The sequence below is a fragment of the Saccharothrix sp. NRRL B-16314 genome, from assembly GCF_000716595.1.
Classification (GTDB): domain Bacteria; phylum Actinomycetota; class Actinomycetes; order Mycobacteriales; family Pseudonocardiaceae; genus Actinosynnema.
The window spans coordinates 148,002-160,546 of record NZ_JNXC01000008.1 but is presented as its reverse complement, the minus strand read 5'-3'; the positions used below and the strand labels follow the sequence as shown (position 1 = coordinate 160,546).

11 protein-coding genes are annotated in these 12,545 nt (G+C 70.7%); 7 read left to right on the top strand and 4 right to left on the bottom strand.

Translation table 11 applies throughout. The features are described 5' to 3' along the window. Positions 1-9: 9 nt before the first annotated feature. Complete coding sequence (locus tag OQ02_RS15680) at positions 10-615, top strand: CBS domain-containing protein (protein WP_231500050.1); 606 nt, start codon at positions 10-12, stop codon at positions 613-615. Continuing rightward, a complete protein-coding gene (locus OQ02_RS15675; RefSeq protein WP_033439134.1) occupies positions 596-3,115 on the top strand; it encodes an HAD-IC family P-type ATPase in 2,520 nt (839 codons plus the stop codon). The genes OQ02_RS15680 and OQ02_RS15675 overlap by 20 nt, the downstream gene beginning before the upstream one ends. 79 nt (positions 3,116-3,194) lie before the next feature. Here the strand turns inward: OQ02_RS15675 and OQ02_RS15670 are convergent, their stop codons facing one another. Then, a complete protein-coding gene (locus OQ02_RS15670) occupies positions 3,195-3,491 on the bottom strand; it encodes an HPF/RaiA family ribosome-associated protein (RefSeq protein WP_033439133.1) in 297 nt (98 codons plus the stop codon). Positions 3,492-3,629: 138 nt separating this feature from the next. Between OQ02_RS15670 and OQ02_RS15665 the strand changes: the two genes are divergently transcribed. The 3 genes from OQ02_RS15665 to OQ02_RS15655 all read left to right on the top strand — a co-directional run bounded on the left by OQ02_RS15665 (position 3,630) and on the right by OQ02_RS15655 (position 8,028). Further along, on the top strand, positions 3,630-5,996 hold the full coding sequence (locus tag OQ02_RS15665; protein ID WP_033439132.1) for a phosphoketolase family protein: 2,367 nt from the start codon (positions 3,630-3,632) through the stop codon (positions 5,994-5,996). Between the two features lie 92 nt (positions 5,997-6,088). Continuing rightward, positions 6,089-6,424: an ArsR/SmtB family transcription factor gene (locus tag OQ02_RS15660; protein ID WP_033439131.1), complete on the top strand. Its 336-nt coding sequence runs from the start codon at positions 6,089-6,091 to the stop codon at positions 6,422-6,424. Beyond that, the gene (locus tag OQ02_RS15655; RefSeq protein WP_033439130.1) at positions 6,421-8,028 is read left to right on the top strand and encodes a SulP family inorganic anion transporter; all 1,608 of its coding nucleotides are present in this window, start codon (positions 6,421-6,423) and stop codon (positions 8,026-8,028) included. The genes OQ02_RS15660 and OQ02_RS15655 overlap by 4 nt, the downstream gene beginning before the upstream one ends. A 10-nt stretch (positions 8,029-8,038) precedes the next feature. On the opposite strand, the gene OQ02_RS15650 is transcribed toward OQ02_RS15655, so the two are convergent. After that, the gene (locus tag OQ02_RS15650; protein WP_033439129.1) at positions 8,039-9,226 is read right to left on the bottom strand and encodes a globin domain-containing protein; all 1,188 of its coding nucleotides are present in this window, start codon (positions 9,224-9,226) and stop codon (positions 8,039-8,041) included. A gap of 124 nt (positions 9,227-9,350) precedes the next feature. Next, a complete protein-coding gene (locus tag OQ02_RS43775) occupies positions 9,351-9,608 on the bottom strand; it encodes a hypothetical protein (protein ID WP_156077067.1) in 258 nt (85 codons plus the stop codon). 105 nt (positions 9,609-9,713) lie between these two features. Here OQ02_RS43775 and OQ02_RS44795 point away from each other — a divergent pair, with 105 nt between their 5' ends. Next, complete coding sequence (locus tag OQ02_RS44795) at positions 9,714-11,192, top strand: pectate lyase family protein (protein WP_442973630.1); 1,479 nt, start codon at positions 9,714-9,716, stop codon at positions 11,190-11,192. 136 nt (positions 11,193-11,328) lie between these two features. Here OQ02_RS44795 and OQ02_RS15640 read toward each other — a convergent pair whose 3' ends face one another. Continuing rightward, a complete protein-coding gene (locus OQ02_RS15640; RefSeq protein WP_033439128.1) occupies positions 11,329-11,643 on the bottom strand; it encodes a DUF1330 domain-containing protein in 315 nt (104 codons plus the stop codon). 71 nt (positions 11,644-11,714) lie between these two features. On the opposite strand from OQ02_RS15640, the gene OQ02_RS15635 reads away from it, so the two are divergent. After that, positions 11,715-12,461, top strand: coding sequence for a TetR/AcrR family transcriptional regulator (locus OQ02_RS15635; protein WP_231500049.1), 747 nt, complete (start codon positions 11,715-11,717; stop codon positions 12,459-12,461). The last annotated feature ends 84 nt before the right edge of the window (positions 12,462-12,545 follow it).

The window sequence follows — 12,545 nt, the reverse complement described above, 5'->3', positions numbered from 1 at the left end:
CGTGACCTCATGACACGGGACGTGGTGACCGTGTCGCCCGAGTCGCCGGCTCGTGACGCGGCGGCGCTGCTCGCGGCCAAGGGGTTCACCGCGCTGCCGGTGGTCGACGGAGCCGGCACCCTGGTCGGTGTGGTCACCGAGACCGACGCGCTGCGCGATCGGCTGCCCGTCGACCCCCGGTCGCTCGTGCACGGCCGGCCGTCACGGGCGCGTGCCGTCCCGCGCAGGACGGTCGCCGACGTGATGAACGAGCCGGCGGTCGCTGCGACACCCGGCACGGACGTCGCGGCGTTGGCGCGGCGGATGATTGAGCACGGCGTGCGCAGCGCGTGCGTGGTGGACGGCAAGCGGCTGGTCGGCATCGTCACCCGCCGCGACATGCTGCGCGCGATCAGCCGTGACGACCGGACGCTGGCCACCGAGGTCCGGCACCGCCTGGGCCTCTACGCCGACCCGCACCGCTGGACGGTGTCCGTGGTGGACGGCCACGTGTCGATCGTGGACGCGTTGGACGACGAGTGCGATCGGCACGTCGCCGCGGTGCTGGCGGGCGCCGTGCCCGGCGTGGTCGACGTCCGCTTCCCGGAGACCCGACATGCCGTCGACCACGGTTGACCAAGAGGCCACGACGCACGGCATGCCGGTGCACGAGGTCGTGCTGCTCGCCGAGACCGACGCCGACACCGGGCTGTCCGGTGCCGTCGCAGCCGAACGGCTGACCTCACTCGGCCCGAACACGCTGCCCGAGCGCCGTGGCCCTGGCCGGCTGCGGCGGATGCTCGCGCAGTTCCACAACCCGCTGATCTACGTGCTGCTGGGCGCGGCGGCGCTGACGGCGGCGCTGGGCGAGACCGTGGACGCCTCCGTGGTGCTGGGCGTGGTCCTCGTCAACGCGATCGTCGGCTACTTGCAGGAGGTGCGGGCCGAACGGGCGCTCGACGCCCTGGAGGCGATGGTCCGCACGGAGGCGACCGTGATCCGCGACGGCACCGCCTCCCGCATCACGTCCGGCGAACTGGTGCCCGGAGACCTGGTGGTGCTGGACGAAGGCGATCAGGTGCCAGCCGACCTGCGGCTGGTGCGCACGCGTGAGCTGCGCGTGGACGAGTCCGCGTTGACCGGCGAGTCGCAGGCGTCGGCCAAGGACCCGCTGCCCGTCCCGCACGACACCGGGTTGGCCGACCGCACGAACATGGCCTACTCCGGCACGCTGGTCACCACCGGCGGCGGGCGCGGCGTCGTGGTCGCCACCGGCGCGGACACCGAGATCGGGCGCGTGCACCGGCTGGTGGGCAGCACGACCACCGTCCAGACGCCGCTGACCCGCAAGCTGTCGCGGTTCAGCAAGCTGTTGACCGTCGTCATCCTGGGGTTGGCCGTGGTCAGCGTCGTGATCGGGGTGCTGCGCGGCGAGCCGTTCGCCGAGATGGTGACCGCGGCCGTGGCGCTCGCCGTCGGTGCGATCCCGGAAGGGCTGCCCGCCGCGGTGACGGTGACGCTGGCCATCGGTGTCGCCCGGATGGCGCGGCGCAACGCCGTCATCCGCCGCCTGCCCGCCGTGGAAACCCTCGGCAGCACCACCGTCATCTGCACCGACAAGACCGGCACCCTCACCGCCAACGCCATGACGGTGCGGCGCGTCGTGGCCGGTGACGCCAGGTGGGAGGTCGAAGGCATCGGCTACTCACCGCTGGGCGAGCACCTGCCGCCGCCGGACGCGGTGCGCGAGGTGTTGCTGGCCGGCCTGGCGTGCAACGACGCCCACGTCGTCCTCCAGGACGGCCGCTGGACCGCGGTGGGCGACCCCACCGAAGCCGCCCTCGTCGTGTCCGCCCGCAAGGCCGGGTTGACGGCCGACGACGTGCCCGAGCGCGTGGACGAGCTGCCGTTCACCTCTCAACGCCGTTTCATGGCCACCCGGCACGCCGGTGGCGTGGTCTACCTCAAGGGCGCTGTCGAGCGGATCTTCGAGTTCACCGGCGCCACCGACCACGGTGAGGCCGACCGGCTCGCGCACCAGGGGATGCGCGTGCTCGCGTTCGCCCGGACGCAGGTGCCCGAAGACGCGCCGTTGACCGAAGAGACGTTGCACGGGGCCGTGCTGCTGGGTCTCCAGGCGATGCACGACCCGCCCCGACCGGAGGCGATCGAGGCGGTCCGCGCCTGCCGGGACGCGGGTATCGAAGTCCGGATGATCACCGGCGACCACGTCGGCACCGCCCGCGCGATCGCCGCCCACTTCTCCCTGCCCGACGACGCCGTGCACGCCCGCGTGTCACCCGAGGAGAAGTTGCGGCTGGTCAAGCAGTTCCAGGTCGACGGGCACGTCGTCGCGATGACCGGCGACGGCGTCAACGACGCACCGGCGCTGAGGCGGGCCGACATCGGCGTGGCGATGGGCCGCGGCGGCACCGAGGTCGCCAAGCAGGCCGCCGACATGGTCCTCACCGACGACAACTTCTCGTCCATCCGCGCCGCGGTGGAGGAGGGGCGGGCGGTCTTCGACAACCTGCGCAAGTTCATCATCTGGACGCTGCCGACGAACATGGCCGAGGGCCTGGTCATCCTCACCGCGATCCTGCTCGGCACCGCCCTGCCGATCCTGCCGGTGCAGATCCTGTGGATCAACATGACCACCGCCGTGGCGCTCGGCCTGACGCTGGCCTTCGAACCACGCGAGCCGGGCGTCATGCACCGCCCGCCGCTGCCGCCGTCACTGCCGCTGCTGACCCGCGCCCTGGTGCAGCGCATCCTGCTCGTCTCCGCCGTGCTGCTGGCCGGGTCGTTCGCCGCGTTCCACCTGCACGGCGGCACCCTGGACCAGGCGCGCACGGTGGCGGTGAACGTGTTCGTGGCCGCCCAGGTCGCCTACCTGTTCAACTGCCGGTCGCTGCGGCACCTCCGGCCGCACGTCGGCTTCCGCCGCAACCCGTGGCTGCTGGTCGGCATCGCCGTCACGGTCGTGCTGCAACTGCTGTTCACCTACGCGCCGTTCATGAACACGTTGTTCCACACCGAGCCGATCGGCTGGCGCGACTGGGCGGCCGTGGCGGTGCTGGCCGTGATCGCCTACGGGGTGGTGGAGGTCGAGAAGTGGTGGCGTCGACGGGAATGACAGGGCTGTACCACCGAGGACACGACGAGCCGGTGATCCGGGAGCGAGTACCGGATCACCGGCTGTCCGGTGGCGTGGTTCAGCGACCCATGTGGGCGAGTTGGTGCTGCAACTTGTCGTGCAGCTCGTCCACGGCCTCCTGGTAGGTCTCCGCGCTCGCCTCGGCGTTCACCGGTGTCCCGTTGACGTCCAGCGACGCGTGCGCGACCAACAACCGCGGCCCGTCGGTGCTCAGCCGGACCCTGGCGTAGGCGATGTCGGCGGGGGCGTACTTGGCGACGGCGGCGACCTTGGCGCGGGCGTAGTCGGTGGCCTCTCCGGGCACTCCGGCGGCCATGTCGACCCTGATGGTGACGATCTCGTGCACGTGGCTCATGCCCCCAGCCTCCGCCGTCCGCCGCGCCGTCGACAGTGACCAAGGTCCCGGCCGGCCGGGACTCTCGGAACTGGGGCCGGGTCGAGGGCGGGACCAAGGTGGTGACCAGCAGCCCGACACCTGGTCAGGAGAGCGAGAATGCCGCAACAGCCGGAGGACACCGCGCCGCACTTGTCCTTGGTCGACGCCTACTGGCGGGCCGCGAACTACCTGTCGGCAGGGCAGATCTACCTGCTGGACAACCCGTTGCTCACCGAGCCGCTCGCCCCGGAGCACATCAAGCCCCGTCTGCTCGGCCACTGGGGCACCACGCCCGGCCTGAACTTCCTCTACGCCCACCTGAACCGGGTGATCAACGACCGTTCGGCGAACGTGCTGTTCGTGACCGGTCCGGGTCACGGCGGACCCGCGCTGCTGGCCAACACGTGGCTGGAGGGCTCCTACACCGACGTGCACCCGAACGTGCAGCGTGACGGGGAGGGCATGCGCAAGCTGTTCCGCCAGTTCTCGTTCCCGGGCGGTGTGCCCAGCCACGTCGCGCCCGAGGTGCCGGGGTCCATTCACGAGGGCGGTGAGCTCGGCTACTCGCTGGCGCACGCGTTCGGCGCGGCGTTCGACAACCCGGACCTGGTGGTGGCGTGCGTCGTGGGCGACGGTGAGGCCGAAACGGGTCCGCTGGCCGCGAGCTGGCACGGCAACAAGTTCCTCGACCCGGCGCACGATGGCGCGGTGCTGCCGATCCTGCACCTCAACGGCTACAAGATCGCCAACCCGACCATCCTGGCGCGCATCCCGCAGGAGGAGTTGGACGCGCTGCTGCGCGGCTACGGGTACGCGCCGCACTACGTCGAGGGTGACGACCCGGACGTGCTGCACCCGCGCATGGCCGAGGTCTTCGACGAGGTGTTCGACGAGATCCAGCGCATCCAGGAGGCGGCCCGCGCCGGGGACGGCGAGCGCCCGCGGTGGCCGATGATCGTGCTGCGCACGCCGAAGGGCTGGACCGGTCCGTCCGAAGTGGACGGCGTGCCGGTGGAGGGCACGTGGCGCTCCCACCAGGTCCCGCTCGCCGGTGTGCGCGACAACCCCGCCCACCTCCGACAGCTGGAAGCGTGGCTGCGCTCCTACCGGCCGGAGGAGTTGTTCGACGCCGACGGTCATCCGCGCGCGGAACTGCTGGCCCTCGCGCCGCGCGGTGAGCGGCGCATGGGCGCCATCCCGCACGCCAACGGCGGCCTGCTGCTGCGCGAACTGCGCATGCCCGGAACCACCCCGTACTCCGTGGAGGTGACCAAGCACGGCACCACCACCTCCGAGCCGACCCGCGCGCTGGGCCGGATGCTGCGCGACGTCATGACCCTCAACGCGGAGGAGAAGAACTTCCGCGTCTTCGGCCCGGACGAGACCGCGTCGAACCGGCTGGACGCGGTGTTCGAGGTGACCGCCAAGCAGTGGCTCGCCTCCAAGCTGCCCACCGACGAGCACCTGGAGACCAACGGCCGCGTGGTCGAGGTGCTGTCGGAGCACCTGTGCCAGGGCTTCCTGGAGGGCTACCTGCTGACCGGGCGGCACGGGCTGTTCAACTGCTACGAGGCGTTCACCCACATCGTGGACTCGATGTTCAACCAGCACGCCAAGTGGCTCAAGACGCACCGCGAGATCGACTGGCGGCGCCCGGTGGCGTCGTTGAACTACCTGCTGTCCTCGCACGTGTGGCGGCAGGACCACAACGGGTTCTCCCACCAGGACCCCGGCTTCATCGACCACGTGATGAACAAGAAGGCCGAGGTCGTCCGCGTCTACCTGCCCGCCGACACCAACACGCTGCTCTCGGTCGCGGACCACTGCCTGCGCAGCCGCGACTACGTCAACGTCATCGTCTCCGGCAAGAACTACACGCCGGACTGGCTGTCGCACGAGGAGGCGGCGCTGCACTGCGCGAGGGGAGCGGGCATCTGGGACTGGGCCGGCACGGACGACGGCCTGACCGAGCCGGACGTGGTGATGGCCTGTGCGGGTGACGCGCCGACTCTCGAGGTCATGGCCGCCACGGCGCTGCTGCGCGAGCACCTGCCGGAGCTGAAGGTCCGGGTGGTCAACGTGGTCGACCTGATGCGCCTGCAACCGGACACCGAGCACCCGCACGGCATGCCCGACCGCGAGTTCGACGCCGTGTTCACGCCGGACAAGCCGGTCCTGTTCGCCTACCACGGCTACCCGTGGCTGATCCACCGCCTGACCTACCGGCGCACCAACCACCGCAACATCCACGTGCGCGGCTACAAGGAGGAAGGCACGACCACCACACCGTTCGACATGCTCGTGCTCAACGACATGGACCGCTACCGGCTCGTCATCGACGTGATCGACCGCGTCCCCGGCCTGGGCGTCAAGGCCGCCGGGCTGCGCCAGCGGATGCAGGACCAACGCACCCGCCACCACGCCCACATCCGCGAGCACGGCGAGGACCTGCCCGAGATCCGCGACTGGACCTGGCCCTACTGACGACCTCACGGTCGCCACGGCCGTCGGCTGCGACCGGCTGGAGTGTTGTAGAGTTGAAGAATTCTTCAACTCTACAACTGTCCGGAGACGTCGTGCCCCTTCCGCTGCACCAGGCCAAGGCCGAGTTCTTCCGGATGCTCGGGCACCCGGCGCGCATCAGGGTGCTCGAACTGCTCCAGGACGGCCCCAAGCCGGTGCGCGACCTGCTGGCCGACATCGGCATCGAGGCGTCCAGCCTCTCGGCGCAGCTGGCGGTGCTGCGCCGCTCGGGGATCGTCACGGCGACCCGCGACGGCACGACCGTGGTCTACGCGCTGGCCAGCGACGACGTGGTGGAGCTGCTGCGCGTGGCGCGCAAGGTCCTCACCGGCCTGCTGACCGGGCAGAACGAGCTGCTGGCGATGTTGCGCGAGGAGGAGCGGCCGTGACGGCGTTCCTGCCGGTCAAGGCGGACTGGGCGGGCTCGACGCGCCGCGACCTCGTGGCCGGGGTGACGGTGGCGATCGTGGCACTGCCGCTCGCCCTCGGGTTCGGCGTCGCCTCCGGGCTCGGTGCGGCGTCCGGCCTCGTCACGGCCGTCGTCGCGGGCGCGCTGGCCGCGGTGTTCGGCGGTTCCAGCCTCCAGGTGTCCGGTCCCACCGGTGCGATGACGGTGGTGCTGGTGCCGATCGTCGCGCGCTACGGCGTGGACGGCGTGCTCACCGTCGGACTGCTGGCCGGACTGCTGCTGGTGCTGCTCGCGGTGGCCCGCGCGGGCCGCTACATGCGGTACGTGCCCGTGCCGGTGGTGGAGGGTTTCACGATCGGCATCGCGGCGGTGATCGCGTTGCAGCAGGTGCCCGCGGCACTGGGGGTGCCCGCGCCCGGCGAGGACCACGTGGTGCGGGCCGCGGTCGCGGCTGTGGCGGACTTCGCCGCCGCGCCGCGCTGGGAGGCCGTCGCCCTGGCCTCAGGGGTCGCCCTGGTGATGCTGATCGGCGCGAGGTGGCGTCCCGGCGTGCCGTTCTCGTTGCCGGCGGTGGTCGTGGCGACGGTCGTCGCGCAGTGGGCGGCGCTGCCCGTGGCCACGATCGGGGCGTTGCCGAGAGCGCTGCCCGCGCCGTCGTTGGGGTTCCTGCACTTCGACGCGCTGTGGTCGCTGCTGCCGTCGGCGGTCGCGGTGGCCGCGCTCGCCGCGCTGGAAAGCCTGCTGTCGGCCGCGGTCGCCGACGGGATGAGCGTGAACCAACGGCACGACCCGGACCGCGAGCTGTTCGGCCAGGGCCTGGCCAACCTGGCCGCGCCGCTGTTCGGCGGCGTGCCCGCCACGGCGGCCATCGCGCGCACGGCGGTCAACGTCCGCTCCGGCGCGACCTCCCGGCTCGCCGCCCTCGTCCACGCCGCGGTGCTCCTGCTGATCGTCGTGGTCGCCGCACCGTGGGTGGCGGGCGTCCCGCTCGCGGTCCTCGCGGGCGTGCTGCTGGCCACGGCCGTCCGGATGGTCGAGGTCGGTTCGGTGCGGGCGCTGGCCCGTGCCGGCCTTTCCGACGCCGCGGTGCTCGCGCTGACGGCCGTGGCGACGCTCGCGCTGGACCTCGTCACGGCCGTCATCGTCGGCCTCGTGCTCGCCGGGGTGTTCGCCCTGCGCGCGGTGTCGCGGACGGCACGCCTGGAAGAGGTGCCGCTGGAACCGGGCGACCACCGCGCCGAGGAACTGGCGCTGCTCGCCCAGCACATCGTCGCCTACCGCCTGGACGGCCCGCTGCTGTTCGCCGCCGCGCACCGCTTCCTGCTGGAACTGACCGACATCGCTCACGTTTCGGTGGTGATCCTGCGGATGTCACGGCTGTCCGCTGTGGACGCCACCGGTGTGCAGGTGCTGCGCGATGCCGTGCGGCGCCTGGAACACCGTGGCATCACCGTCCTGGTCTCCGGCGTGCGCGACGAACACCGGCGTGCACTGGACACACTGGACCTGCGGGTGTTCGACCACACGCCCGACGCCATCGACCACGCCCGCTCCCTCCTGCGGGAGCGGGACGTCCTGCCCTGACCTGCGGTAGTCAGCCGAGCGGGCCGTCGATCATGCCCGGCCCGAACACCTCGTAGTGGATACGGTCGGCGGGCACACCGCGGCGCACCAGGCCGTCCCGGACGTGGCGCATGAACGGCAGCGGGCCGCACAGGTGCGCGGTCACGTCCTCGGGCAGCGGGACGGCGTCGACGTCCATCAAGCCGGGCAGCCCGCCGTCCCCGGTTTCGTACCAGGTGAGCACGTCGGCGTCGGTCAGGCCGGCGGCGAGGTGGTCGATCTCGGCGCGCAGGGCGTGCCGGTCGGCGCAGCGCTCGGCGTGCGCGACCACGACCCGCCGGGTGGGGTCGGTGCGGGCGATGTGGTCGAGCATCGCCGCGGTCGGCGTGATGCCGATGCCGCCGCTGACCAGCAGGACCGGGCCGGTGCCGGCGGCGAGGGTGTTCTCGCCGGCGGGTGGGCCGACCAGGAGGATGTCGTCGGCGTGGACGTGGTCGTGCAGGTGGTTGGACACCGCGCCGTCAGGGGAGCCGTCGAGACCGCGCAGGCGACGGACGGTGATGCGCAACGAGCCGCGTGCCGGGCCCTGTGACAGCGAGTACTGGCGGGGTTGGCGGTGTCCGCCGGGCAGGTCGACGGCGACGGAGACGTACTGGCCGGGCGTGAAGTCGGGCACCGGGCCGCCGTCGTCGGGCACGAGGGTGAACGACACCGCGTCCACGGCCTCGTCCTGGCGCTTCGCCACCCGCCAGCGCCGCCAGAGCGTCACGGGCTCGATGCCGCCGCGCTCGTACAGTCGCGCCTCCGCGGCGATCAGCTCGCACGCGAGCAGCCAGTAGACCTCGTCCCAGGCGGCGGCCACCTCGGGGGTGACGGCGTCGCCGAGCACGGTGCCGACGGCGGCCATGAGGTGCCGGCCGACGATCGGGTACTGCTCGGCGCGGATGCCCAGCGACACGTGCTTGTGCGCGATGCGCTCGGCGATCGGGGCGAACGGCGCGGCACCGGGGTCGAGCAGGTGCTCGGCGAAGGTCGCGACGGCGGACGCCAACGCGGCGCGTTGCTGCCCGTTGGCCTGGTTGCCCTGGTTGAACAGGTCGAGCAGCTCGGGGTGGGCGGCGAACAGCGCCGGGTAGAAGACGCCGGTGATCTCGACGGCGTGGTCGCGCACGGCGGGCAGCGTCGCGCGCACCACGTCGGCGGAAGCAGGGCACAGCACGGGACGGCTCCTCGTTGTGGGGGAGGGGTTTCTCGACCACAACACTCGGCGAAGACCGTCTCGGCGGCCAGGGATCATGGGGTCACGTCGGTCGGGACCTTGGACTCTGCCGGTCGTCGCCCCGTTACGGCAAAGAAGGCGACTCGGTGAAGATTTGATTCTTCAGAAGTCTGTGCAGGAGTTGTCCGACTGCATTGCCGGCGGCCGGCATCGCGGGCGTGATGTCGTTGTACGAGGCCACATCACGGCTTCGGAGGTTCATCACCGTGAACTTTCTTGCCAGTTCCGAAATGTTGCGCAATGCTCCCTGGGAGCGTTCCCAGGATGTGGTGACCGCCGCTGATTCCGCCCGGCGGCAGTGGTCGTTGTCGTTGGGGACCAACGTCCAGGAGTGCTGTTCGCAAGGAGGCGACGCATGAGTCTGCGCATCGGTAGAAGGACGAGAAGTCGGGCCGCCGGTATTGCCGCGGCTGTTTCGGTGGCGGCATTGACCGGGGGCTTGGTGGTGGCGGCCGGCACCAATGCCAATGCGGCGGTCGGGTGTCGGGTCGACTACAGCGTGGCCAGTCAGTGGGCCGGCGGGTTCGGTGCCAACGTCACGGTGACCAACCTGGGTGACGCGGTGTCGAGCTGGACGTTGGAGTGGTCGTTCGGGGCCGGTCAGCAGGTGACGCAGCTGTGGGGCGGTGAGTTCTCCCAGTCCGGCAGCGCGGTGACGGTGCGCAACACGTCCTGGAACGGTTCGCTGGGCACGGGCGCGTCGGTCACGCCGGGCTTCAACGGCACGTGGACCGGCTCCAACCCCGCGCCCACCTCCTTCAAGCTCAACGGTGTCGCCTGCACCGGGCAGCCGACCGACACCTCCACCTCGACCTCGACGTCCACATCGACGTCCACGTCCACTTCTACGTCGACGACGACCTCCACCACGACCACCACGACCACCTCGACGTCGAACCCGCCCGCGGGCGTGGCGACCGGCTTCGCGTCCCAGAACGGCGGGACGACCGGCGGTCAGGGCGGGGCGACGGTCCGGGCCACCACCGGAACCCAGATCCACCAGGCCTTGTGCACCCGGGCCACCACCAGCACCCCGATCACCATCCAGGTCGAGGGAACCATCAACCACGGCAACACCGCCAAGGTCTCGGGCAACAGCTGCGAGACGGCCGCCGGGGTGATCGAACTCAAGCGGATCAGCAACGTGACGATCATCGGAGTCGGCAGCGGAGCCGTCTTCGACCAGTTGGGCATCCACATCCGCGAGTCCCGCAACATCATCATCCGCAACGTGACCATCCGGAACGTCAAGAAGTCCGGTTCTCCCACGTCCAACGGCGGTGACGCCATCGGGATGGAGAGCGGTGTCCGCAACGTCTGGGTCGACCACACCACGCTGCTGGCGTCGGGCGGTGAGTCGGAAGGCTACGACGGCCTGTTCGACATGAAGGACAACACCCAGTACGTGACCCTGTCCTACAGCACGCTGCGCAACTCCGGTCGCGGCGGGCTGGTCGGGTCCAGCGAGAGCGACCTCTCGAACGGGTTCATCACGTACCACCACAACCTGTACGAGAACATCGACTCTCGCGCGCCTCTGCTGCGAGGCGGCGTGGGCCACATGTACAACAACCACTACGTGAGCCTCAACGAGTCCGGCATCAACTCCCGTGCCGGCGCCAAGGCCAAGGTGGACAACAACTACTTCAAGAACTCCCGTGACGTCCTCGGCACCTTCTACACCGACCAGGTCGGCTACTGGCACGTCAGCGGCAACATCTTCGACAACGTGACGTGGTCCGCCCCCGGCAGTGAGAGCAGGCCCGCCGGCCCGGACGTCAAGTCCACCACCACGGTCAGCGTTCCCTACAGCTTCACGCTCGACCAGACCACCTGCGTGCCGAACATCGTGAGCCGCACGGCAGGCGCGAACACGGGCCTGGCGGAGTCGAACGGCGCCTGCTAGCAGGGCTTCGCCAACCGCGATTCCGTGCCACAGCAGCATTGAGCGCTACAGCAGCGTGCTTCAAGGACGGCGGCTACCGGCCAATCCGGCCCGGTAGCCGCCGTTGCTTTGCGCAGGCCCGGGTCGGCCCGGTAGTTCAGGCAGGGAGGGTGAAGCCCTCGGGTGGGGAGCCCTCGACGAACAGCATCTGCACCCGGACCTTGCCCTCCCGCATCTCCCGGGCGCGGCGGTACTCGGGGGAGTCGTACCACTGCCGGATCCGATCCATGTCGGGGAACTCGATGACCAGGATCTTCGGCGCGTCCCACGTGCCTTCCACGGGTTCGGGCGTGGGGCCTGCGACCAGGTAACGGCCGCCGTGGCCGAGGATCGACTGCTGGGCCACGGGCGCGTAGGCCCAGCCCGCCTCCTCGTCGAGCACCTCGACGTTGACGATGACGTATGCCGACATGCGATCCCGTTCTGGACACGGTGTGTACTAATGACACGCCTGAGACTACTGAAGCGCTGTACCCTGTCAAGGTGGGAAAGATCGACAACGCGTCGGGTGTCGAGGCGCCGAGCCGTCGGGACCGGCTGCGGGCGGAGACCACCCGGGAGATCACGGCGATCGCGCTGAGGCAGATGGCCGAGGCCGGACCCGGGGCGATCTCGTTGCGCGGCATCGCCCGTGAGATGGGGATGACCGCGCGCGCCATCTACAGCTACTTCCCCACCAGGGACGACTTGATCACGGCCCTGATCGGCGGGATCGGGGCGTCGCTGGCCGAGGCGTTGCAGACCGCCACCCGCGCCGTGCCCGACACCGACCCCGGCGGCAGGCTGGTGGCGTGGGGCCAGGGCCTGCGGGACTGGGCGCTGGCTCACCCGGAGGGCTTCCGGCTCTTCTACGGGCACCCCGTTCCCGGCTACCGGCCACCCGATGACGGGCCGGTGGACCGAACCGCCCGCCGGGTGTGCCGCCAGCTGACCCAGCTGGTGGCCGAGGTGTGGCTCAGCGGGCGCAACGGCGAGGTCGAGGCCGGTTCCTGGTCGGACCTGCACCCGGACTACGTCGCGAAGATCCAGGAAGACCTCCCCGACGTGCCGCCCGCCGCTGCGGCGCTCGCGCTGCGCGTGTGGGGTCGGATGCACGGCTTGGTGGCCCTGGAGATCGAGGGTCACATCCATCCCGTCGCACTCAACCCCGCCGCACTGCACCACGCCGAGATGCTCGACCTGGTCAGGTCACTGGGCGTTGCCCCGATCGTCCCCGACACTCCCGCCTGACCTCGACGTTGCACCCGTCCCGGCTTGTTGCTGTTTCGGCAACGAACTTTGCTGGAACAGCGGAGTCGAGGGACATTGTGGTCG

Bases quoted from the DNA above. Each gene is read 5' to 3' on its own strand.
- OQ02_RS15680 (WP_231500050.1), top strand. From the start codon at position 10: ATGACACGGGACGTGGTGACCGTGTCGCCCGAGTCGCCGGCTCGTGAC.
- OQ02_RS15675 (WP_033439134.1), top strand. From the start codon at position 596: ATGCCGTCGACCACGGTTGACCAAGAGGCCACGACGCACGGCATGCCG.
- OQ02_RS15670 (WP_033439133.1), bottom strand. From the start codon at position 3,491: ATGAGCCACGTGCACGAGATCGTCACCATCAGGGTCGACATGGCCGCC.
- OQ02_RS15665 (WP_033439132.1), top strand. From the start codon at position 3,630: ATGCCGCAACAGCCGGAGGACACCGCGCCGCACTTGTCCTTGGTCGAC.
- OQ02_RS15640 (WP_033439128.1), bottom strand. From the start codon at position 11,643: ATGTCGGCATACGTCATCGTCAACGTCGAGGTGCTCGACGAGGAGGCG.